Source organism: uncultured Lutibacter sp., assembly GCF_947495725.1.
In the GTDB taxonomy this organism is placed as follows: Bacteria; Bacteroidota; Bacteroidia; order Flavobacteriales; family Flavobacteriaceae; genus Lutibacter.
This window is the reverse complement of sequence record NZ_CANLZZ010000001.1, coordinates 589,919-613,722: the sequence shown is the minus strand read 5'-3', so window position 1 is coordinate 613,722 and position 23,804 is coordinate 589,919. Positions and strand designations below refer to the sequence as shown.

Sequence of the window (23,804 nt, the reverse complement as noted above, 5' to 3'; positions counted from 1 at the left end):
AATATACCTTTGCAGCTAATTTAAAGTCACTACTATTATTTAGGTTCTATGCAACGAAAAAATCTAGTTAAAACGCTCACTTTATTCTTATTGGTTATTACTTTTTCTGTAAATGCACAACATGAATCTAAAGTTGAAGCACATGGTGAAAAAGATCTTAAGTCTACAATTAAGGAATATATCCAACATCACCTTCAAGATTCTTACGATTTTAGTTTAACATCGTATACTAAAGAAAATGGTGAACACGTGTATATTGGTGCACCTCTTCCGGTTATCTTATGGGATAACGGATTACAAGTATTTTCTTCATCAAAATTTCATCATGGTGAAACTGTAGCACAGGTTGGAGAAAATAATTACAAAGTATATCATGGAAAAATATATAAAACTGATGCGGCTGGCACCATTAATTACGACGACCACCATCACGCAACCAATGCCAAACCACTAGATTTTTCTATTACCAAAAACGTAGTTGTTATATTTTTGGTTGGGCTTTTAATGTTTTTCTTGTTTAGAGGGTTGGCTAATTCATATGCTAAAAATAACGGGATAGCTACAGGAGCAGGACGTTTTTTCGAGCCAATAATACTTTATATTAGAGATGATATTGCAATTCCAAACATTGGAGAAAAGAAATATAAAAAATACATGCCTTATTTATTAACCGTATTCTTTTTTATATGGATAATTAATATGTTAGGTTTAACACCAATTGGTGTAAATGTTACTAATAGTATTTCAGTAACAGTTGCATTAGCATTAATTACATTTTTAATTACAAACTTTACAGGTACTAAAGACTATTGGTTACATATTTTTGATCCATTAGGAAGTTCTATGCCTTGGATTGCAAAAATTCCATTGTATATTATTTTAATACCAATTGAAGTTTTAGGAATTTTTATTAAACCTTTTTCATTATTAATTCGTTTGTACGCTAACATAAAAGCAGGACATATTGTATTAATGAGTTTAATTGGGTTAATGTTTATATTCAAAAGTTGGTTAGGTAGTCCGTTATCATTTGGATTGGCTTTCGCAATTTCATTAATTGAATTATTAGTAGCATTGTTACAAGCATATATCTTTACAATGTTATCAGCCCTTTATTTTGGTTTTGCTGCTGAAGAGCACGAACATCATGAAGAGCACGCACATTAATAAGTGCAACAAAATTGAATGTTTAATTTTTAAATATATATTTATGGAAATCCCAGTAATGGTAGGTGCAGGTTTAGTAGTAATTGGAGTAGGAATAGGTATTGGTAAAATTGGTGGTTCAGCTATGGAAGCAATCGCTCGTCAACCAGAAGCTTATGGAAAAATTCAAACTGCTATGCTTATCGCAGCTGCGTTAATTGAAGGTATTGGATTTGCTGCATTATTTGCAGTATAATTCTACATTAAAAACAAAGTTGTAACGGTTGGTTGCAACTTTGTTTAACTAAAAATTAATAGAACATAACACTTATTATAATAATGGAAAAGTTATTAGGAGAATTTTCGATTGGATTGTTTTTTTGGCAAACAGTATTGTTTCTTGCTTTATTATTCTTATTAAGAAAATATGCATGGAGACCAATTTTAAACGCTGTTAACGAAAGAGAAGAAGGAATTAAAAACGCCTTAGACGAAGCCGAAAATGCTCGTAAAGAAATGCAAAACTTAAATGCAGATAATGAACGTATTTTAAAAGAAGCACGTGCACAACGTGATTCACTTTTAAAAGAAGCACGTGAAATGAAAGAAAGTATTATTGCAGAAGCAAAAGGTGAAGCGCAAGCTCAGGCTAACAAAGTTGTTGAACAAGCACAAGCTACAATACAAGCTGAAAAACAAGCTGCTATAATTGATATTAAAAATCAAATTGCAGAGTTATCAGTTGGTATAGCTGAAAAAGTTGTGAGAGACGAATTATCTGATAAGAAAAAGCAGGTAAAGCTTGTTGAGGAAATGTTAAAAGAAGTAACAATTAGCTAATTAACAAATGAGCGGATCTAGAGCAGCAGTAAGATATGCAAAAGCAGCATTAAGTTTTTCTCTTGAACAGAATAAAGAAGTTCAAGTGAATGATGATATGGTGTTTATTGCAAATACAATTCAAGAAAGTACAGATTTACAATTAGTTTTAAGTAGCCCTGTTTTAAAATCAGAACTTAAAAAATCAGCTTTAAAAGAAGTTTTTTCAAAAAAAATTGGAAACATATCTTCTGGATTAATTGATTTATTAGTTGATAATAAAAGATTATCAATTTTAAGTGACGTAGCAAAAAAATACACAGAACTTTTTGACAAGCTTAAAGGAATTGAAGTTGCTAAAGTAACTTCGGCTATTCCATTAACTGAAGCTTTGAATTCGCAAGTTTTAGCAAAAGTTAAAGAAATTACAGGAAAAGAAGCAACAATTGAAAATATTGTAAATCCGGATATTATAGGTGGATTTATATTACGTATTGGAGATGTTCAATACGATGCAAGTGTAGCAAATAAATTACAAGGATTAAAAAGACAATTTGAAAGCGAAAGCTAAATTTCAAGTTTAATAATAAAAGATTTTAGTTTTAAAAAACAAACAAAATGGCATCAATAAAACCAGCTGAAGTATCAGCAATTTTAAAACAACAATTAGCAGGATTCGACGGGTCTGCTTCATTGGATGAAGTTGGAACAGTTTTGCAAGTGGGTGATGGTATTGCTCGTGTATACGGTTTATCAAACGTTCAATACGGAGAATTAGTTGAATTTGAAGATGGATTAGAAGGAATTGTATTGAACTTAGAAGAAGACAATGTAGGTGTTGTTTTATTAGGTCATTCAAAAGTAATTAAAGAAGGATCGACAGTAAAACGTACCGAAAGAATTGCATCTTTACAAGTAGGAGAAGGAATTGTTGGACGTGTTGTTAATACACTAGGTCTTCCAATTGATGGTAAAGGACCAATTCAAGGTGAAACTTTTGAAATGCCATTAGAACGTAAAGCTCCTGGAGTAGTTTTTCGTGAGCCGGTAACTGAACCATTACAAACAGGGGTAAAAGCAGTTGACGCTATGATTCCAGTTGGTAGAGGTCAACGTGAACTTATTATTGGTGACCGTCAAACTGGAAAATCAACGGTTGCTATTGATACAATTATCAATCAAAAAGAATTTTACGATGCTGGTGAGCCAGTATATTGTATATATGTTGCAATTGGTCAAAAAGCATCTACGGTTGCTAATATTGCAAACTTATTAGAAGAAAAAGGAGCCTTAGCATACACAACTATTGTTGCAGCTAACGCATCTGATCCAGCTGCAATGCAAGTTTATGCTCCAATGGGAGGTGCAGCAATTGGAGAATATTTTAGAGATACAGGTAGACCTGCATTAATTGTTTATGATGATTTATCTAAACAAGCAGTTGCATACCGTGAAATTTCTTTATTATTACGTCGTCCACCAGGACGTGAGGCATATCCTGGAGATGTATTTTACTTACACTCAAGATTATTAGAACGTGCTGCAAAGGTTATTAATGATGATACTATTGCTGCTCAAATGAATGATGTACCTAATGCTTTGCAAGGTAAAATAAAAGGTGGAGGTTCTTTAACGGCTTTACCAATTATTGAAACACAAGCAGGTGACGTTTCTGCATATATTCCAACAAACGTAATTTCCATTACTGATGGACAAATTTTCTTAGATGGAGATTTATTTAATTCGGGTGTACGTCCAGCTATTAACGTAGGTATTTCTGTATCGCGTGTAGGAGGTAATGCACAAATTAAATCAATGAAAAAAGTTGCAGGGACATTAAAATTAGATCAAGCTCAATATCGTGAGTTAGAGGCCTTTGCTAAATTTGGTTCGGATTTGGATTCAGCTACCTTAAATGTAATTGAAAAAGGTAAGCGTAATGTGGAAATCTTAAAGCAAGCCCAATCAGATCCATTTAAAGTTGAAGACCAAATTGCTATTATTTATGCAGGTTCTAAAAACTTATTAAAAGATGTTCCAGTTGAAAAAGTAAAAGAATTTGAGGCGGATTATATTCAATATATGAATGCTAAACATAGAGATGTATTAGATATATTAAAAGCAGGAAAATTAACGGATGAGGTTATTGACACTTTAACAAGTGCGGCTAAAGAAGTTTCAGCTAAATACGCATAAAAAGATTTTAGTATTGAGTATTGAGACGAAAATTTCTCAATACTTAATACTCAATACTCAATACCATAAATAAATGGCAAACTTAAAAGAAATACGTAATAGAATTACATCCATTGGTTCAACAATGCAAATTACCAGTGCCATGAAAATGGTATCGGCTGCAAAATTGAAAAAAGCGCAAGATGCAATTACACAAATGCGTCCGTATGCCAATAAATTAACTGAACTTTTACAAAGTTTAAGTGCTACTTTAGATGGTGACGTTGGAGGTGTTTATTCTGAACAAAGACCTGTTTCAAAAATATTACTTGTTGTAATTACTTCAAACAGAGGTTTATGTGGAGGGTTTAACTCATCAATTATTAAAGCCTCAGTTAAACAAATTAAAAATAATTATAGCTCTAAACAAGTTGACCTTTTAACTATTGGTAAAAAAGGAAACGATTTGTTATCTAAAAATTACAATGTAATAAAGAATCATAATGAAATTTATGATGATTTAACGTTTGATAATACTGCATTAATTGCAGAAGAAATAATGAGTTTGTTTGCTGAAGGTACTTATGATAAAGTAGAATTAGTTTACAACCGCTTTAAAAATGCTGCAACTCAGATTGAAACTATTGAACAGTTTTTACCTATTGCACCAATTGATGGGGCTGCAAATGTAAATGTTGATTATATATTTGAACCTTCTAAACCTGAAATTGTGTTAGAATTGATTCCAAAATCTTTAAAAACACAATTATACAAAGCAATAAGAGATTCTTTTGCCTCGGAACATGGAGCTCGTATGACAGCAATGCATAAAGCGACTGATAACGCAACAGACTTACGAAACGATTTATTACTTACTTATAACAAAGCACGTCAGGCTGCAATTACTAATGAAATTTTAGAAATTGTTGGTGGTGCAGAGGCATTAAATAATTAGAGTAATTTAGTTTATAAATTTAAAAAAGGCTTACCAAATATTTTTGGTAAGCCTTTTTTTTTTGGGGTTATTTTCTTAGTTTTTAGTATTTATTTTTGTTGCTTAAAAATCACAAAATCAAGTAAATAGATTTTAAGTGGTTGTGGTTTTTTGTTTTTGGCACGGAAATTGAAATTTCTACATTGTAACCCAAAAACAATTTATTATGAAGACTTTAAAATTACTTTTTGCAACTTTAATATTAGTAGTATCAATTTCTTCATGTAGTGTTGTTATTGATGATATTCGGGACCCATATTATGTTTCACTTGAGGATGTAGTTACATCTTACGATTTATGGTATATAGATTATAATAAAACCACTGGAAATGGAGATGTAGCATTTATGTCTAAAGCATTTACAATTTCATTTAGAAATGGAACTTTATATGCTAACAATAACTTAGTTGATATTGGATTAACTGGAAATGGTTATGGAATTCCAATTGGTTATTATAACACAATAGAAGGTTATTTGGAAGTAACTCATGATTTGGATGGTTATTTCGATTTTGATGTTATTGAAATTTCTAGCGATAGATTAAAACTTAAAGATAATTACAATAATGTAACCTATTATTTGGAAGGTTACCAAAAGTACAGTTTTGATTATGATCAAATATTTTACGAGAATATTGAATACTTTTTACAAGAGTATGATGTTTGGGAAAAATCATATGTAAGTAATGGAGGAGATTTTAATGAATTTGATAATGAAAACTTTTTAGCCTTCACCCCTGAAAATTTAACAACATTTTATTCTTCACAAGATAATGTTGGCACAAATATTGCTAATATATATTGGGATTATGTAGGAGGATATGAGGTATATAATGTTCAAGGATATGATAATCTGAAAATTTTAACATTACATTATGATTCTTACGGTACTGAAGAGTTTGAATTGAGCGTTATTAATGATGGAGAAATAAGTTTGTATCACGTTGACTCAGGAACAACTTACGAATTTACAGGAAGAGGATTTATACAGTACCTAAAAAATAGTTCGTCAAAAGTTGATGTAAGGAATGAGGGAAGAAAACGAACTAAGGTACAAAGAGAAACAAAAATTAGAAGATATTTAAAATAAAGTTTGGTTAGTTGATTTTTGATTGGTTACTTGTTATAACCAATTAACAGAAACCGCTCCCCCCTAGGAGCGGTTTTTTTGTATATTTATACTGCTTAAAAAATAATAGGAATGAATCAAAAAACTGCGTTAATAACTGGGGCTACCTCAGGAATTGGTAAAGCTACTGCTGAAATATTTGCTAAAAATAATTTTAGAGTTATACTTTGCGGAAGAAGAAAAGAAAAATTAACTCACTTAAAACTTAAGTTGGGTAAATTAACAATGGTTACAACACTTCAATTTGATGTTAGTAATAGAAATGATGTTTTTAAAGCTATAGGTTCATTACCAAAAGAATTTCGAAAAATAGATATTTTAATTAACAATGCTGGTAACGCCCATGGATTAAGTACCATTCAAGATGGGAGTATTGATGATTGGGATGCAATGATTAATATTAACGTTAAAGGCTTGCTTTATGTTTCAAAGGCTATTATTCCAAAAATGGTTGAAAACAATAGTGGATTTATTGTTAATATAGGCTCTATAGCGGGTAAAGAGGTGTATCCAAATGGAAATGTGTATTGTGCGTCAAAACACGCAGTAAATGCTTTAAATAAAGCTATGAGGATAGATTTGAATACGTATAACATTCGTGTATCGGCAATTCATCCTGGAGCAGTGGAAACAGAGTTTTCGGAAGTTAGATTTAAAGGTGATAAAGAAAAAGCAAAAAACGTGTATAAAGGATTTGATGCCTTGCAAGCAAATGATATAGCTGAAATAATTTATTTTGTTATATCAAGACCCGCTCATGTTAATATCGAAGACCTAATTGTATATCCTACAGCGCAAGCCAGCGCTACAATAATAAACCGAGAATTATAATAGAAAATGATAAATAAGCGCTTATTAATTAAAAATTTACTCGCTCATAATGATGAAAATAGCTTTTATGATAAGAAGCAAAAAATTTCGTTAGATTCTAAAGAAGGAAAAGCTAAATTTTTAAAACATATTTGTGCATTATCAAATTCAAATCCAGAAAATAATTCATACTTGGTTATTGGAATAGAAGATCAGTTAAATAAAATTGAAGGTGTAGATTTTTTTGATGATAGTAAAATTCAAAATTTAATAAATTCTTATTTAGAAAATCCTCCAAAAATTCAATATGAAAATATTCCGTTTCCAAGTTTACCAAGACATAAGGTAGTAGGATTGGTAACAATAAATCCAATAAATAAAGTAACTTGCTTAAAAAGAGCTATTTGGAAATATAGTAAAGGCTTGGTTTTTTATAGGAGGGGAAGTAATTCCATGTCAACCCATGGTAATTTTGAACTGAAGAGTACTAATAAGGATATTGTAGAAAGTATTGAGAAAAATGCAAGTAATAATATTCAGTTAACATTGGATGGAGTATTTGATTTTTTTGAAAGACATAAGCCAGAATATCACCCAACCTACAAAGTTTTTAACGAACAGTTTGTTTTATGTTGGGCTGGAAAAAAGAAGAAAGTAGGTTCTAAAGAGTTTTATTCAAGAGTTGATATTGAATTGATTAATGAGCAGGTAAAACTATTTTACTCTGCATTGGATGAAGTTAAAATTGAACTAAATTCACATTCATTTAGAATAACAGAATACGTATTTTTAAGAATTAATGATGAATTTGATTATTACCCCTTAGAAAAAACGGTAATCAATTTTAAAGAAAATGGAAAACATGATATTGTAACTGAACTATTATTTGATCCACCTCAATTTAATAAGTTTGATTTACATCATTTATTTAATAGTTGTAATGCAATATTAAAAAAATTAAAAAAAGGTTTAGATTTAAATGAGACTGAGCTTATTGATTTGCAAGAATTACCCACAAATTATTTAATTTGTGTTTTAAATGATATACCTAATGCTTATTTAAAATTAAAAGAATCTAAAAAGTATTTAAGAAGCCTAGAAAACAAATCAGCTTATATTAAGTATAAAGAAGCTGTTAGAGTTTTAAGAAAAGTAAACTACTCCTAAAAATTATTTAATAATTATTTTTTTAGACCCTTGAGTTTTTTCTGTATTTAACTTTAATACATAAATCCCGGTTGCTAATCCATAAGTTGAAATTTTACTAATATTCCCTTTGTAAATAATTAATTGCTGACTAAATACTTTTTGACCATTTAAGGAATATATTTCTATTGTTGTATTTCCTAAAGTTGTGTTCGAAGCAATTGAGAAATCTCCTGTTGAAATTGTTGGATATACAGTGGTTCCAGTTTTTTCAAAAAATTGATCATCAACACTTAAAGAGGTGGCATCTAAGGTAATATTTACTTCTTGATTTGGCAAAAATCCATTTGTTGCGTTTGTAATATCAACAATAAAGCTATCTGTATTATCCAAAGCGCTAGAATTAACATATTTTACTATTCCAGTATTTATGTCTTCTTGAGTAAAAACATCGCCCAATTCTACAATTATATCATTTAAGGTAATGTTTCCTAAACTTGGTTGCTTGTTAATTGTAAAAACCTGCTCGTTAGGTAATGAACCTGAACTTGATGCCTCGGTTTCTGTTTGATTTAATACATATGAAGAGAAAACCTCAACGGTAAAAGGATTGTTGGTAAAAGTTGAATTAGTTGATGTGGTTGATTCACAAATTTCCAAAGACCAGTTTAGCAACTCCCCATCATCGCCACTATAACCATCATGAATCTCCAATTGCCAATTACCTTTTGATTCTTCATTATTATTATAAAAACCAGTCAAAGAATTAACTGGTTTAAATGTTCCAGAAACTGGTGAACTACCACAAATTATATAATTGCTTGCTTCATCGTCATATGTAATAGCAAGGTTATCTTCATCACCACAGTTATTTTCAAATAATAAAATAGAAATTCCATCTGGAGAAGTAAGTGTTATGGTCAAATCTTGCACCCAAGTATGATTTAGGTTTATGGTAACATTTATATCAGAAATAAAAACACTACTTGAATTAGGAATGTTAATTTTTGAGGTTATACTTGAATTACTGGAAATAGTAATGTTATTATTTACTCCTACACTATTAAAAGTATTGCATAATGGAGCTGGACTTGTAATAAAATTTTGGGTTTCAGTAAAGTTTCCTATGTTACAATCGTTTTTTGGTCTAACTCTCCAATAATAAACAGTATTTAAATTTAATACTGTTGAAATATCATATTGTGTGTTGCAAGTTGCTTCAGATTCAATTATTGAATTAAAAGCAGCATCTGTAGCGATTTCAACATCGTATAAAGTTGCTTCGGAATTGCCGTTCCAAACTAAAGAGGCGTTATTAATATCAATTTGATTTGATCCGTCTATTGGTGAAATTGTTGTAATATCAGAAACATCATCTCTAACAATTAGTAAAATATCGGTTGAAACTGTAGATCCTCCTACTCCTGTTATCGTAATTACATATTCTCCCTTGGCAACAGAACTAATATCATTTATGGTTAAATTAATTGATGCCGATGAATTACTAAAAGTGCTAGAACTTAAGGTATAACTTGCTCCTGCAGGAATTCCATTTACAGATATTGAAGTGTTAGTAGAATAGCCACCTAATGGTGTATATTCAAAATTAAAAACTTCACTTGTAGCAGATGTACAAGAGTTTATAACACTATTTTGTGTTGAAATTGTATAGGTAGCTTCGGTTGAGCTGTTAAATTGTCCGGTAAAACAGCCTCTACCAAAGGTTGTTGCTAATATTGAATTATCACTTGTTCTTAAATCTAAATCTACCACTTTTACATCGCGCATTCCGTTGAAAGAACTTGTCCAAGTTGGATTTGCTTCATTAAAATTTTTGGAAGCCCAAACCCCTAATTCGGTACCTATAATAACTTCGTTTTTAGCTAAAGGGTTTTGTAAAATACTTTTTACGGGCATATCAAAAAGATTTCCTTCTTTATCAATCCAACTTTTTCCGCCATTTGATGAATACCAAATATTTGAAACGCCATAATTATGAAAAGTAACAAAAATATCATTTTCGGTTGCGCCAAATTCTATATCAGAAATACTTCCAACAAAAGAACTTCCTGTAATATCTTCCCAACAGATTTGGCTAGTATTAACCGAATTTGCATTACTAACCTTTAGTAAACTACCATTTTGCAGGCCAACCAATAGAACAGTTTTATCTGTTGTGTAAGGAGAAACTTTAAAGGCTGTTGGAGAAGAACTTAATAATGAATTAGTAAGTTTAGTTTTTATAGCAGAATTACTTCCCAAAGAATATCTATTTATGGAATTGGATCCATTTGTTCCATTTGAGTACATGATATCTAAACTAGGATCTAATGCAGCTTGATTTATAAAATCACCATCTGAATCACCATTATCAATAGAGTAATTAGTTCCAGATCCAGTTAAATCGAAATAATAGTGATCATTGTAAACATAAGAAACAATCATATAATCCCCATCTTTATCAATTTCGCTAAAGGCACCATCTCCACCATAAACTTCAATACTTGAATTAATTCCAGCAGTCGCATTTTCCATAAATTGACTTCCATTATCTTGTGCACCTGCAATAATTAATTCAGTTGAAGAACTTGGACCATAACCACCATAATAAAACTGAGTAACATTATAATTGGTATTCATTACAGTAAATACATCTGAGCTACTTGCTGTAGACAAACTATTTGCATAATATACACCTCCATCACAACCTATAACAGCTTCATTACTGTTTCCTGGTCTAAAGGTAAATGCATGCTGATCTGCATGAACTAATGAACAATTTAAACTAGCTAAATTATTATTATTAGACCATTTAGATATTTGTGACCAACTACTTCCTGAATTGGTTGATCTAAATAAATCAATTCCTCCAACATAAACAATTGCATCATTGTTTGGGTCTACTTCAATAACCAAATTGTAAAAATCTTGATTTCTTGTAAAATCATTGGCAGGAATTCCGGTATCTGCGTCGTCTGGTTTTGTTAATTCTGTATAGTTGTTAAACCCATTTGTTGTTAAAAATATGTGAGGCTCACCATCTGTTCCTTGAGTTAGAGCATATATTTTATTTAAACTGGAAGTTACAGCTAATTCCACTCTGTTAGAATTTGGTAATGTTGTTATTTCAGTCCAACTTATTCCATTAATAGATTTAAATATTTTACCTCCTCCTTCTGAAGTACCGGGTTTTCTTATTGTACCCATCCATATATTATTATTAGAATCTAATTCTAAATCATTTGGGATATAATTATAAGTACCTTTTGGCATATTTGGAGGCTCAATTCTATTCCATGAAGTTCCTCCGTTTGAAGATTTGTACAGCCCTGAGTTATAGAAACCTAACCAGTTTGTTGGGCTTGCAGCATCTCCATACACATGTGATCCAACTCCAATAAAAACATCAGTAGAAGTTCCATTGTAGTATGCTAAAATATCGTTAATATAATAGGCCCCTTCTAAATCTGTAGAACTTCCTCCTCCTACAACATTTATTGGTACATGTGACCAATTTGTTCCACCGTTGGTTGTTTTATATACACCATTACCAACTGCTGCACCAAAAGTGTATTGTTCTCCGGTACCAATATACCAAATAAGTGGGTTATTCGGGTCAACTGTAATACAAGAAATATTCATATTACTGGGTACACCACTAACCAGTGTCCAAGATGAATTGGAATTGGTAATATCATTATTAACCCACAAACCTCCGCTTACTCCACCTGCGAAAACGCGTTTATTCGTTGCGTCATTGGGGTCAAATAAAACTACTCTTGTTCGTCCACCAACATTGTTAGGTCCTCTTTCAACCCAACTATTACTTGCTTCGTCTCCTGGGTATTTTCCAGAATATGATTTGTTTTTTTTATTTCTATTTTTCTGAATTTGATAAATTTTTTCCGGTTCTGGTTTTCCAGTAAATGGATTCATTGTTAACTCCCACTCTCGTTCGTAGTATTTATTTGGTGGTAACTGGATTGCTTTTCTTTGAGATTTTGAAAGTTTTAACGTTTTTTTAAATGGGCTATTTTTTAAAAAGTCAGCGTGTTTGCTCCTAATTAAGGATACAGAATCCACTTGCTCCAAATTATTTTTAAATGAAGATTTGAATAGAAAAAATGTTAATACTGCCAATGAGATTAGCAATAAAAAAGGGGGTAATCTTTTTTTCATTATAGGGGTTTGTAAAAAAGCTATTCTATTTAATAATTTAACTATTTATTTTTTTATAAAGTTGAAAAGCAAAGCCATCGGTTAAGCTAGCAACAAAGCCACAAATAGTTAAAGTTCTAAGATACAGGGTTTTTGGTGGTTTTTGCAAATTTTCTGGCAACAAATTTAATATTAATTTATCGTAATTACTCATTTTATTTTCAAACTTATTATTTATTGCTGTTAAGAAAACATCTAATAATTTACTTATTATTGAATAACCAACTAGTTCTTTCTCAATAACTTCACGACTCTTATAAATTTTTTCTACACTAATTTTAATGATATCGTTAATTTGTGCTTCATATTTACATTTATCTAATAAAGAATGGGGGAAGTCTCCATTTAGTATAGCGTCTTCGTTTTCTAAAAATACTCTAGTGGCTTCACCAATAAGAGTTCCAATTGCTAAGGCTCGTAAATAACTTAAACGATCTTTTTTATGTTTTAATTGGTAGTATTTTTCTGAATTTATAGTGTCTTTAACTAATTTTATTAAATATTCTAATGCAAATTCTTCTTCAATAAGTCCTAAGTTAATTCCATCTTCAAAATCAATAATTGTATAACAAATATCGTCAGCGGCTTCAACTAAATATGCTAATGGATGACGTTTAAAAGCTATATCGCCATTTTTCCCAGTTGAAATAAGACCTAAATCTTGAGCTAATTCATTAAAAAAATTGAGTTCAGATTGAAAAACACCGTATTTTTTGTCGGCTATATGAGAGGTTGGTTTTTTTGGAAGTGATTCTTTAGGATACTTTATAAAAGTTCCTAAAGTTGCATAAGACAAACGTAAACCACCTTCAATACCTTCTTTTGTTTCGGTTAAAATTCTAAACCCGTTGGCATTTCCTTCAAAATCTACCAAATCTTGCCATTGTTTAGGAGAAAGATCACTTTTATATTTTGCGCCATTTCCATTTATAAAATATTCTCCAATTGCCTTTTCTCCACTATGACCAAATGGTGGATTTCCTATATCATGAGCCAAGGCTGCTGTTGCAACAATGGCTCCAAAATCATTCATTTTATAACCTAAATCATTTAATTTAGGATGTTTTTTTAATATTTTTTCGCCAACTATTCTACCTAAAGATCGAGCAACTACGCTAACCTCTAAACTATGAGTTAAACGTGTGTGTACAAAATCGGTTTTTGATAATGGAATTACTTGAGTTTTATCTTGCAGGCTTCTAAAAGAATCGGAAAAAATTATTCGGTCATAATCTACTTCGAAACCCAGTCGAGTTTCATCTTGTTCAATTCTTAATCGAGTATGATTATCTCCATATCTTTTTAATGAGAGTAGCTGATTCCAATTCATTATTGTCGTTGTTGTATTTATTTGTGACGCAATATAACTAATATATTACATTTTTAAAGTTCCATACAAATGGAATCTTAACAATTACGAAATGATTAAATAATTAATAATTAACCATTACTTAACATTAAACAGTGTTATTTGTTTTGTAAAAATTTAATAACAGAATGCGATATTTATTAGTGCTTTTTTTAGTTGTAATTTCAAACAATATATCAGGTCAATCTTTAAAAATAGGTTCTTTAATTTCTGGTTACAATCAGAAAGTAGAGGTTAAAGGAGTTGTTTTGGATGCTGAAAATAATGAAGAACCTTTATTTTTTGCAGAAGTAACTGTTAAGGAGTTAAATAAAACCGTTAAGACTGAGATTGATGGTTCTTTTAAATTCAATCTAAAACCTGGCTCATACACTTTAATTTATAAATTTATTGGTTATAAAACAGTAGAAATTGCTAATATAGAAATGTCCTTAAATAAATCGCAATTACCGGTTCAAATTCTACAGGCTGAGAAAATTGAGTCTCCAAACTTAGAGGCTTTGGCATTTTTAAAATCAAATTAGTTAACGTTAAGTTAACCCTTTTATCATCATATAATAACGAGCTATTAACGTTTCGTTTACGTATTAATTATTCCTTTGCGCAATAATTAAGACAAAAAATGAAGAAATTTTTTATAGTACTATTTGTATTTGTAAATACATTAATAATTGGTCAAACTAAGGGAACAATTACAGGTATTGTTTTAGATAAGGAAGTTGATAATTCTCCTTTACCTTTCGCAAATGTTTTTATAAAAGGAACCTCAATAGGAACAACTACTGAATTTGAAGGTAATTATATATTACAAGTAGATCCTGGAACTTATACAGTTGTATTCAGTTTTATAGGATATCAGTCGGTAGAAGTGCCAAATGTTGTTGTTTTAGAAGGAGAAACAATTACACTAAATAAAACATTAAGTGCAAGCCAAGGAGTTTCATTAAATGAAATTCAAATTACCGGAACCACTAAAAAAGAATCGGAAGCTGCACTTTTAACAGAACAAAAGAAAGCTACAGTAATTAAAGAGAGTATAGGTGCAGATAGATTGGCTAAAACAGGTGTTTCAAATGCCGCCGCAGCTACCTCTAAAATTTCGGGAGTAACAAAAAACGAAGGCTCGGGAGATATCTATATTCGTGGTTTGGGTGATCGTTATTTATCTTCAACTATGAATGGTTTACCTATTCCGTCTGATGATGTTGAAAAGAAAAACATTGATTTAAATTTATTTTCAACAGGAATTATTCAAAATGTTGGAATAAGTAAAACGTATTCAACCGAAAACTACGCAGATCAAACATCGGGTAATGTTGATATTACAACGAAAGGTTATAATGGAGGAAAATTTACAATTGATGTTAGCGCCGGATCAAATACTAATATTTTAAAAGATGGTGTTTTTGGAAATTTTAGAGCAACACAAAATATAAATGATGTTAGTTTAGGTTTTTATACACAACCTTATGCTTTGGTTGATGCAATTACTTATCAAAGTTGGAATACTGAAACTAGAAGTACTCCTTTAAATTTAGGTTTTTCACTATCAGGAGGAAAAAAGTTAGATGTATTTGGAAAGGAATTATCAATTTTTGCAACTGTATCTCATAATAATTCATACAATCATGAAAAAGGTATTTTTAAAAAATACCGATCAAATGTATTAGATAACTCATTTACTGATGCTGAAAGTTTTAGATCTAACATAAATACTACAGGGTTGTTAAATTTAAAGTATAGATTGAATGAAAATAATAAAATAGGTTACAACAGTTTGTTTGTTAATAAAACCAATGATAATTTATATGAGCAAGGAAGAAATGGAGAAGGATATGTTTTTGATCAAGATCCATCAGAATTTGGTGCATTTGTAAGAGATCAAAATTTAAAACAAACTAGAATGATGGTAAACCAGATTTCTGGAACACATGATTTAACTGAAAATAATGAATTGGAATGGGCAACAGGTTATAATTATGTTATTGCTAAAGAACCAAATCGTATTAGAAATGAAGTAAATATTGAAACTGATTTTTTACCTAGTGATGTTGCGCCAATAGACTTTGTTAACAACAATACTGTACAATTTGCACACGTTGGTGATTATCAACAAAGAAAATCAAGTCAAAAAATTAAAGACACTGAACTTAACGGATATATAAAAGATAAAATTACATTTAATGAAGATGCTGATCATCCAATAAAATTGACATTTGGTGCTAATTTCCGACAAAAAGAAAGAAATTTTAGTTCATTATTTTTGGGTGTTCGTGCAAAAGGTTTTCAAGTTGCATCCGTAGATAATTTATCTGAAGCCTTTCAACAATTATATTTTAACAATGGTTCTGTAATTTTAAGAGAACGAAATCCAGATGTTTATAACGCAAATTTAGATGCATATGCTGGTTTTGTAAATGTTAGTTTTGGACATAAAAAATTTACGGGTAATGTTGGCGTTAGATACGAAACAGATGATTTAGAAATTGAATGGGATGTAGCAAATTATGTAGGTAGAGTTGGAAGTTTAACAAATAACTATAATAATTTTTTACCAAGTTTAAATTTAAAGTACGAATTAAACGAGAATAGTTTTATTCGTTTTGCAGGAAGTAAAACAATTACCTTACCTGAATTTAAAGAACTTGCTCCTTTTGAATATGTTTCACCAGTTGGCCGTGTTACAAAAGGTAATCCAGATTTAAAAGAGTCTACAAATTATAATATAGACATAAAATGGGAACTTTTCCCAACTTCAAAAGAGTTGGTTTCAGTAACAAGTTTCTATAAAAGAATAGAAAACCCTATAAACTTATCTCAAACAAGAGGATCTTCAGGAAACTTTTCATATGATAATACAGGTGAAACAGCCAATGTTTATGGTTTAGAGTTTGAAACTAGAGTAGCACTTTTGGAAAAAGAAAATAGCAACTTAAATTTAAATTTTAACGCCACAAAAATGTGGTTTAATCAAGATTTATTGGAAGAGTTTCAGTATAAAGGAAAAACGGAGTCAGATTTACAAGGAGCATCAGATTTTATTTTAAACACAGCTCTTAGTTTTACAGATAATAGAGAAAAGGAGTTCGTAGCAACATTAGCAGCAAATTACTCATCTGATAAAATATTTGCCTTAGGAGCTCCAGAAGATTTTGCAAATAGTGCTAATTTATATAATGATGAAATTTTAGAAAAGGGGTTTGTAACATTAGATTTGGTTTTAAGTAAAACATTGAATAAAAACCTTTCAATAAAATTAACAGGAAAAAACCTTTTAGATCCATATATTGAGCAATCGCAAAAAGTAAGAAACTTATCTACTTCAGTTGAAACAGATGAAATAATAAGTTCTTATAAAAAAGGAATGAACTTAATAATTGGTGTAAAGTATACTTTTTAAAAAAAACATTTAATTACTATAAAACAGCTGATTGTAGTTAACTACAATCAGCTGTTTTTTTATGGAGTATTAAGTAACAATTTTTTAACATTCACCATTTTTTGTAGAATTTCATAATACAGACTTAATATTTACTTAAGAGCTTAGTAGCACTAAAAAAGGTTATTTGCATATAAATAATTTAAAAATAAATAAAACTAAAAATGAAAAAATCGAACTTTAAATTTATTGGAATAACAGCGTTAGTTGCTGTATTGACATTATTTAGTTGTGATGATAGTGATCCAGATCCAATAGTTGCTCAGTCGAGCTCAGTTATTGAGAACTTAAAAATTGGAGTATTGGACGGAAAATTAGAAGAAGATTTTATATTAAATGCTTCAACTAGTTATGAATTAACAGGGTCATTCATTGTTTCAGAAGGAGTAACATTTACAATTCCGGCAGGAACTCAAATATTAGCAGACAATGGAGGGACAGATGTTTATATTGCTGTTTTAAAAGGAGGTAAAATAAATATTAATGGAACAAATAATAGTCCGGTTATTATGACTTCAATTGATGGTAATCCTGGTGATTGGGGTGGGTTAACCCTTTGTGGAAATGCAACAACTACTGCAGGTATTGATGCTGAAGCAGAAGTAGGAGGTTTTATTTATGGAGGAACAGATAATGCAGACAGTTCAGGTTCTATTAAAAATTTAGTTATTAAGGGTACAGGAGCTCAAATTAATTCTGAATCTCAATATAACGGGGTTTCTTTTTATGCAGTTGGATCGGGTACAATTGTTGAAAATATAGCAGTAATTAATGGTTCTGATGATGGTGTAGAATTTTTTGGAGGTACAGTTTCTGTTAGTAATTTATACCTTGAGAATAATGAAGATGACGCTATTGACTGGACAGAGGGTTGGAGCGGAACAATTGATAATGCTTATGTTGCTCATACAATTTCAGGTTTTTCTACAGTAGTTGAAGGGGATAAGGACAATAATAACCCTAAAATTAATAACTTAACTGCAATTTCAACTGTTGGAGGAACGGCATTACAGTTTAAAAAAGAGTCAGGAGCTACTATTACAAACCTATTTTTAAGTGGTTATGATAAAAATATTGATATGAAAGATGGTGGTGCGTTAACCAACGTTTTAATTGATGGTAATGCAGCAACTACTACCGACGCATATAGTGCAGGAACTAAAGTTGATTATTCCGGTTGGAATTTTATTAATGGTCAATTTGTTGCATTAGAAGTTTTAAATGGTAATGTTACCGCTAACAAAACACTAACAGCAGATACCAATTATGCATTAACAGGTTCTTACATTGTACAAGAAGGAGTTACTTTAACAATAGAAGCTGGTACAAAAATTACCGCTGATAAAGGAGGTGTCGATGTTTATATCGCTGTTTTAAAAGGTGGTAAAATTGATATCCAAGGTACTGAAACAAACCCAGTAATTATGTCTTCAGTTAACCCTGCTCCAGCAGATTGGGGAGGATTAACAATTTGTGGTAAAGCAACAACTACTGCTGGTATTGACGCTGAGGCCGAAGTAGGTGGTTTTATTTACGGAGGCACAATAGATGATGATAATTCAGGATCAATAAAATACCTTGTAATTAAAGGAACTGGAGCTCAAATTAACTCTGAATCACAATACAACGGTATTTCGTTATATGCAGTAGGTTCAGGAACTGTAATTGAAAATGTTGCTGTAATTGATGGAGCCGATGATGGAATAGAGTTTTTTGGAGGATCTGCTTCTGTAACAAATATTTACTTAGAAAATAATGAAGATGATTCAATTGACTGGACCGAAGGTTGGAATGGTACTGTTACCAATACATATATTTCACACACCATTGCTGGTTTTTCTACTGCATTTGAAGGAGATAAAGATAATAACAATCCAAAGTTTGTTAATGTAACAGCAATTTCTACAGTAAATGGTACTGCACTTCAGTTTAAAAAAGAATCTGGAGCAACAATTACAAATTTATATTTAGAAGGATATGCTAAAAACATTGATATGAAAGATGGAGGAGCACTTTCTAACGTTAAAATTGATGGTGTAGATGTTGTTGTAAATGCTAACTATAACTTAGGAACTAAAGTTGATATTTCAAGTTGGGGATGGATTAATGTTAGTTTATAACATAATTTAAAAACCTGAATCAATAAAAAAAGGTGTAACGATTAATCGTTGCACCTTTTTTTATTTAGAACATTAATTTATTAGCAGTTAATTAACCACCAAAGCTTTTTCCTCTACTTTAATTATTTTATTATTATTGTAAGTTACCATATTTATTTTGTCTTCTTTAAAATAAGTCCAAACACCTTCCTTTACACCATTCTTGTATTCAGCAACTGTTGTTTTGTTTCCTGCTAAATCATAACTTGTCCAAATACCATGTAATTTACCATCTTTATTAAAAAAACCTTCTTTTTCAATAACAGATGTATTAGTTGTAAAATAATAAGTAGCTTTTACAAGATTGTTATCCGTTTTTTTATAATCTACTTTTTGTTCTTGAGCAAAAGTTGTTACACAAAATAATAATAATACTATGTTTAAAAGTGTTTTCATATCTATATATTTTTTAAAATTAATTTTAGTTATTTAATAATTCAAATATATTAACTTTACATATAATAAACCTAAACTTAACATTAAGTTTACATTAAGTTTTTAATCAAATCATTTAAATACCTGTAAAACAGTTATATACACACTTCAATGAAAAGGGTCTAAAATTTGGTTAATTGAAAATTAATGATATAGTTTGTGAAAAAGCACCTATAAAACTTAATAATTTCATGATAATTTGTTCATATAGAAATATAAATTTCATGTAATATTTGTGTCGTATTTTAAATACAGTACACATTTCATATAATATTCGTTTTTGTCAACAGTAATTTGAAATGAGAAGACCACCAAATCTTTGGTGGTCTTTATTTTTAGTCCCATTCCTAAATTTTTATTAAAGAAGTATGCATTAGCTCATATACAATATTAATTGTATTAAATGGAAAGTTAATATTTATTGGTATTTCGTTTCTTAAAAAGTTAGTTAACAAAAAACATTACTTCAAAATTAAAGCTACTCAATTACTTATTTTAAGTTAACTAAAGTAATGTTATAGAAATATTAACTAATTATAAATAAAAAATAGAGAAATAAAGGAAATAATTGTAAAATAACAATAAAGTTACATTAACTTTACATTAGATTAAGTTATTTGCAGCGACAAAAACGATATTTAAAATGAAAATCAAAGTAGCACTTATAATGATATGGTTGTGCACCATATCATTATCTCATTCACAAGAAGCTAACTCTTCAAAATTTGGTAAAGGACTTTTTAATCTTGTAGGAAAAGATAACAGTTGGGATATGAAAGTTGGATTAAGGGTTCAACTATTGGGAATGTCAACTTGGGAAGAGGGAGGAAAAAGTGAAGCGAATTTTTTAGCAAGAAGGGCCAGATTAAAATTTGATGGTTTTGCTTACAGTCCAAAATTAAAGTATAAAATTGAATTAGGTTTATCTAATAGAGACTTGTCTGGGGCTTCTCCGTTTACCAGTAATGCGCCTAGATATATCTTGGATGCGCAGTTAAAATGGAATTTTTATCAAAACTTCGAACTTTGGTTTGGTCAAGGAAAATTACCTGGTAATAGAGAGCGTGTTATTTCATCAGCAAATTTGCAACAAGTTGATAGATCTTTGTTAAATAGTCGTTTTACTATAGATCGTGATTTTGGTTTCCAATTAAGACACCATTTTAATTTAACCGAGAAATTTATTGTAAAAGAAATATTTTCAATGGCTCAAGGTGAAGGTAGAAATATAACTACAGGTAATCTTGGTGGGCATCAATACACTGGACGTATTGAAATGTTTCCATTTGGAAGTTTTTCTGGAAAAGGAGATTATAAAGGAGCCGATTTACAAAGAGAGGAAAAACCAAAATTGTCATTGGCTGTAAGTTACGACCACAATAATAATGCAGTTAAAACTAGAAGTAATCAAGGATCATATATGGCAACAGATTATGGTTTTTTTGAAACAAACATAAATACACTATTTGTTGATGCAATGTTTAAATACAACGGATTTTCTTTTATGGCTGAATATTCAGATAGAACAGCTGATGATCCTTTTGCAAAAAATTCAGATGGTTCATTAACTGGAGATGAGGTTCAGGTAGGACGAGGTTTTAACTTACAAACCGGATTTTTATTAAATAAAGACTGGGAGATTTCAGGACGTTACACAAATATTGAGTTAGATAAAGCTATTACAGGTAAAAATCCAGAAAGTCAATATACTTTAGGACTTTCAAAATATATTGTAGGACACAGTTTAAAATTCCAAACAGATATTAGTCATTTAGAAGTGTCTGGAGGAAATAATGAGTTAATGTATAGATTTCAAGTGGAATTACATTTTTAAATTGTCATATTTATTATTAAAAAAAGACCGCTTTTTAGCGGTCTTTTTTTATGCAATATTATAGTCTTTATAAATTTGACTAATTATTTCTTTTTTTTCTTTTTTTCTTTCCCATTTTCAAAAAGAGAATCTTTTTTACCATACAATAGTTCAGCAACCTCAATTAGCTTTTTAATCATATCATTAACATTAGTATTATCATTAAATAAAGAAGCAGCCATTTCAGCAGAAATTAAATCTTTACGTATCAATTTGTCTATAGATTTATTACTTTGGCGAATACTTTCTTTAGCATCAACTTTTAATTCTTGAAGTTTCTCAGCATATTTTTCGGGGTTTTCTTCAGTTCTAAATAAATATATTATTCGTAATACTTTTGTGGCTTTTTTTCTAAAGCTGTCGTATTCTTTTAATAAATGAGGATTTACAGAAGATAATGAAAGTGTTATGTTTTTGTTTAATTCTCTAACATCCTTAATAATTTCAACCATTTTTCTATTTGCAATTTTTATGTCTGTAACTGCGCTATTTTGTTTTTTAGTAAGTTTTAAATTACTTTGAGCAGTAGTTGCATATCTTAAAATTTCACCATAAATAGTTTTTACTTTTTTGTAATATAAATTCTCTACATCTGTTTCCATATCAGAAGTAGATTTTGCAATAATTTTTTTAATTTTTAAATCTGATTGTATATCTGTTTTGTGAATGTTTAATCCGTGAGCAACAATTTCAAAAATGGCATTTTTAAATAAAAATTTAGATTCATTAATCAATGCAGTTATGGCTGTCCCTGGAAACTCTAAAACTGCTTCGTTTAAGTATTTTGGTTCGTCAATATCTTTATCCCTTTTTTCTTTAAAAATCTTTAATAATAGTTTTCCCAAAGAATTAATAAACGGAATCATTATAAGCACACCTAAAATATTGAAAATAGTATGAAATAATGCGAGTTTTAGAGTAAAATCATTAGAAGCAATATTAAGTAAGTTGGCTAAGTAGTTTACTAACCTAGCTAACGGAAAAATTAATACTAGAGCAATTAATCCAGTAGAGACATTAAATATAAAATGGGCACCAGCCAATCGTTTACCTGCAATGTTTGAGCCTATAGAACCAAGAACAGCTGTAATAGTTGTTCCAATATTTGCTCCAATTGCTAAAGCAAGTGCATTTTCATATTCAATTTGTCCGGCTGCTAATGCGGTTAATATTAAGGCCAATGTTGCACTACTCGATTGTAAAATAGTTGTAATTATAACTCCCAATCCGGCATAAATTAAAACCCCTAAAAAACCCGAAACAGCAAATTGAGTTAAATCTATATATTCTTTAAATACATCAAATCCTTCTTTCATGTAATGAATTCCAAGAAAAAAGAATCCTAGCCCAGCTAACACATTGCCTATACCTTTTAATGCTACTTTTTTTTGAAAAGAAAAAATTAATCCAAATATTAACATTGGCATAGCCAATGTAGAAATTTTTATTTTTAATCCGAAGCCGGCAACTAACCAGGCCGTGGTTGTGGTTCCAATATTTGCTCCAAAAATAAGACCTAACCCTCCTGATAAACTTATTAAACCTGCACTAATAAAAGAAATTGTAATTACAGAAACTAAAGAACTAGATTGAATTAAAGCAGTTACCAATGCACCTGCTGTAATACTTTTATATAATTTATCGGTAGCCTTTTTTAAAATATTTTGAAGAGGTCCTTTTGTAAAAACTCTAAAACCTTCTTCAAGCATTATCATTCCAAAAAGTAAAATAGCAACTCCTGCTGAAATTGTTTTAAAATTTGGATTAAAATATAATATAACCGCTAAAAGCGATAAAAATACTCCGAAAAAAATTTTTCTAATCATAGAATGTGTAATAAGTACTAAACATACAGATTTTAATTAAAATAAAAAAAGTTTCGAAGATTGGAAGTTAACCAGTTTATTAACAATAAAATAATATTTAAAATACATTTATAACTAACTGTTTAATAAAATTTGCACCTCAAAAGATTAAGGTTTAAAGTGATATTTATCATCGTATTTTAACTTTGGTGGTATTTACGATAAATGTTAACATTTGGATAACATTAGACTCGTAAATCTTTTAGTTATTTGCAGTGACAAAACGA

General features: G+C 30.0%; 17 protein-coding genes. 13 read left to right on the top strand and 4 right to left on the bottom strand.

The window, feature by feature from the left end:
- Window positions 1–48: 48 nt before the first annotated feature.
- From atpB to Q0776_RS02460, 9 genes are all read left to right on the top strand, one after another.
- Complete coding sequence (atpB, locus tag Q0776_RS02500; protein WP_298364619.1) at window positions 49–1,167, top strand: F0F1 ATP synthase subunit A; 1,119 nt, start codon at window positions 49–51, stop codon at window positions 1,165–1,167.
- Between the two features lie 43 nt (window positions 1,168–1,210).
- A complete protein-coding gene (gene atpE, locus Q0776_RS02495) occupies window positions 1,211–1,402 on the top strand; it encodes an ATP synthase F0 subunit C (protein ID WP_138656847.1) in 192 nt (63 codons plus the stop codon).
- Between the two features lie 83 nt (window positions 1,403–1,485).
- Entirely contained in the window at window positions 1,486–1,986 is a 501-nt protein-coding gene (locus Q0776_RS02490; RefSeq protein WP_298364599.1) for a F0F1 ATP synthase subunit B, read from the top strand.
- A 7-nt stretch (window positions 1,987–1,993) separates the two neighbouring features.
- The gene (gene atpH, locus Q0776_RS02485; protein ID WP_298364596.1) at window positions 1,994–2,536 is read left to right on the top strand and encodes an ATP synthase F1 subunit delta; all 543 of its coding nucleotides are present in this window, start codon (window positions 1,994–1,996) and stop codon (window positions 2,534–2,536) included.
- A gap of 47 nt (window positions 2,537–2,583) precedes the next feature.
- On the top strand, window positions 2,584–4,161 hold the full coding sequence (gene atpA / locus Q0776_RS02480) for a F0F1 ATP synthase subunit alpha (RefSeq protein WP_298364591.1): 1,578 nt from the start codon (window positions 2,584–2,586) through the stop codon (window positions 4,159–4,161).
- Window positions 4,162–4,234: 73 nt separating this feature from the next.
- Complete coding sequence (gene atpG / locus Q0776_RS02475; protein WP_298364579.1) at window positions 4,235–5,095, top strand: ATP synthase F1 subunit gamma; 861 nt, start codon at window positions 4,235–4,237, stop codon at window positions 5,093–5,095.
- A gap of 205 nt (window positions 5,096–5,300) precedes the next feature.
- Complete coding sequence (locus Q0776_RS02470) at window positions 5,301–6,224, top strand: hypothetical protein (RefSeq protein WP_298364567.1); 924 nt, start codon at window positions 5,301–5,303, stop codon at window positions 6,222–6,224.
- A gap of 111 nt (window positions 6,225–6,335) precedes the next feature.
- Entirely contained in the window at window positions 6,336–7,094 is a 759-nt protein-coding gene (locus tag Q0776_RS02465) for an SDR family NAD(P)-dependent oxidoreductase (RefSeq protein ID WP_298364565.1), read from the top strand.
- 6 nt (window positions 7,095–7,100) lie between these two features.
- Window positions 7,101–8,240: an ATP-binding protein gene (locus Q0776_RS02460; protein WP_298364558.1), complete on the top strand. Its 1,140-nt coding sequence runs from the start codon at window positions 7,101–7,103 to the stop codon at window positions 8,238–8,240.
- A gap of 3 nt (window positions 8,241–8,243) precedes the next feature.
- On the opposite strand, the gene Q0776_RS02455 is transcribed toward Q0776_RS02460, so the two are convergent.
- Complete coding sequence (locus Q0776_RS02455) at window positions 8,244–12,398, bottom strand: proprotein convertase P-domain-containing protein (RefSeq protein ID WP_298364551.1); 4,155 nt, start codon at window positions 12,396–12,398, stop codon at window positions 8,244–8,246.
- Between the two features lie 37 nt (window positions 12,399–12,435).
- A complete protein-coding gene (locus Q0776_RS02450; RefSeq protein ID WP_298364548.1) occupies window positions 12,436–13,767 on the bottom strand; it encodes a deoxyguanosinetriphosphate triphosphohydrolase in 1,332 nt (443 codons plus the stop codon).
- 167 nt (window positions 13,768–13,934) lie between these two features.
- On the opposite strand from Q0776_RS02450, the gene Q0776_RS02445 reads away from it, so the two are divergent.
- From Q0776_RS02445 to Q0776_RS02435, 3 genes are all read left to right on the top strand, one after another.
- A complete protein-coding gene (locus Q0776_RS02445) occupies window positions 13,935–14,330 on the top strand; it encodes a carboxypeptidase-like regulatory domain-containing protein (RefSeq protein WP_298364546.1) in 396 nt (131 codons plus the stop codon).
- 98 nt (window positions 14,331–14,428) lie between these two features.
- Complete coding sequence (locus tag Q0776_RS02440; protein ID WP_298364543.1) at window positions 14,429–17,206, top strand: TonB-dependent receptor; 2,778 nt, start codon at window positions 14,429–14,431, stop codon at window positions 17,204–17,206.
- A 203-nt stretch (window positions 17,207–17,409) separates the two neighbouring features.
- The gene (locus Q0776_RS02435) at window positions 17,410–19,365 is read left to right on the top strand and encodes a hypothetical protein (RefSeq protein ID WP_298364541.1); all 1,956 of its coding nucleotides are present in this window, start codon (window positions 17,410–17,412) and stop codon (window positions 19,363–19,365) included.
- Between the two features lie 87 nt (window positions 19,366–19,452).
- Here Q0776_RS02435 and Q0776_RS02430 read toward each other — a convergent pair whose 3' ends face one another.
- Complete coding sequence (locus tag Q0776_RS02430) at window positions 19,453–19,800, bottom strand: membrane-binding protein (RefSeq protein ID WP_298364538.1); 348 nt, start codon at window positions 19,798–19,800, stop codon at window positions 19,453–19,455.
- Window positions 19,801–20,482: 682 nt separating this feature from the next.
- Between Q0776_RS02430 and Q0776_RS02425 the strand changes: the two genes are divergently transcribed.
- The gene (locus Q0776_RS02425) at window positions 20,483–21,673 is read left to right on the top strand and encodes a porin (protein ID WP_298364535.1); all 1,191 of its coding nucleotides are present in this window, start codon (window positions 20,483–20,485) and stop codon (window positions 21,671–21,673) included.
- Between the two features lie 83 nt (window positions 21,674–21,756).
- Here the strand turns inward: Q0776_RS02425 and Q0776_RS02420 are convergent, their stop codons facing one another.
- Window positions 21,757–23,538, bottom strand: coding sequence for a Na/Pi symporter (locus tag Q0776_RS02420; RefSeq protein ID WP_298364533.1), 1,782 nt, complete (start codon window positions 23,536–23,538; stop codon window positions 21,757–21,759).
- Between the last annotated feature and the right edge of the window lie 266 nt (window positions 23,539–23,804).

What these genes read in the sequence shown, in the direction of transcription:
- Q0776_RS02445 (WP_298364546.1), top strand. Translation starts at nt 13,935, where the DNA reads ATGCGATATTTATTAGTGCTTTTTTTAGTTGTAATTTCAAACAATATA.
- atpG (WP_298364579.1), top strand. Translation starts at nt 4,235, where the DNA reads ATGGCAAACTTAAAAGAAATACGTAATAGAATTACATCCATTGGTTCA.
- atpH (WP_298364596.1), top strand. Translation starts at nt 1,994, where the DNA reads ATGAGCGGATCTAGAGCAGCAGTAAGATATGCAAAAGCAGCATTAAGT.
- Q0776_RS02470 (WP_298364567.1), top strand. Translation starts at nt 5,301, where the DNA reads ATGAAGACTTTAAAATTACTTTTTGCAACTTTAATATTAGTAGTATCA.
- atpE (WP_138656847.1), top strand. Translation starts at nt 1,211, where the DNA reads ATGGAAATCCCAGTAATGGTAGGTGCAGGTTTAGTAGTAATTGGAGTA.
- Q0776_RS02460 (WP_298364558.1), top strand. Translation starts at nt 7,101, where the DNA reads ATGATAAATAAGCGCTTATTAATTAAAAATTTACTCGCTCATAATGAT.
- atpA (WP_298364591.1), top strand. Translation starts at nt 2,584, where the DNA reads ATGGCATCAATAAAACCAGCTGAAGTATCAGCAATTTTAAAACAACAA.
- Q0776_RS02420 (WP_298364533.1), bottom strand. Translation starts at nt 23,538, where the DNA reads ATGATTAGAAAAATTTTTTTCGGAGTATTTTTATCGCTTTTAGCGGTT.
- Q0776_RS02440 (WP_298364543.1), top strand. Translation starts at nt 14,429, where the DNA reads ATGAAGAAATTTTTTATAGTACTATTTGTATTTGTAAATACATTAATA.
- Q0776_RS02455 (WP_298364551.1), bottom strand. Translation starts at nt 12,398, where the DNA reads ATGAAAAAAAGATTACCCCCTTTTTTATTGCTAATCTCATTGGCAGTA.
- Q0776_RS02435 (WP_298364541.1), top strand. Translation starts at nt 17,410, where the DNA reads ATGAAAAAATCGAACTTTAAATTTATTGGAATAACAGCGTTAGTTGCT.
- Q0776_RS02425 (WP_298364535.1), top strand. Translation starts at nt 20,483, where the DNA reads ATGAAAATCAAAGTAGCACTTATAATGATATGGTTGTGCACCATATCA.
- Q0776_RS02465 (WP_298364565.1), top strand. Translation starts at nt 6,336, where the DNA reads ATGAATCAAAAAACTGCGTTAATAACTGGGGCTACCTCAGGAATTGGT.
- Q0776_RS02430 (WP_298364538.1), bottom strand. Translation starts at nt 19,800, where the DNA reads ATGAAAACACTTTTAAACATAGTATTATTATTATTTTGTGTAACAACT.
- atpB (WP_298364619.1), top strand. Translation starts at nt 49, where the DNA reads ATGCAACGAAAAAATCTAGTTAAAACGCTCACTTTATTCTTATTGGTT.
- Q0776_RS02450 (WP_298364548.1), bottom strand. Translation starts at nt 13,767, where the DNA reads ATGAATTGGAATCAGCTACTCTCATTAAAAAGATATGGAGATAATCAT.
- Q0776_RS02490 (WP_298364599.1), top strand. Translation starts at nt 1,486, where the DNA reads ATGGAAAAGTTATTAGGAGAATTTTCGATTGGATTGTTTTTTTGGCAA.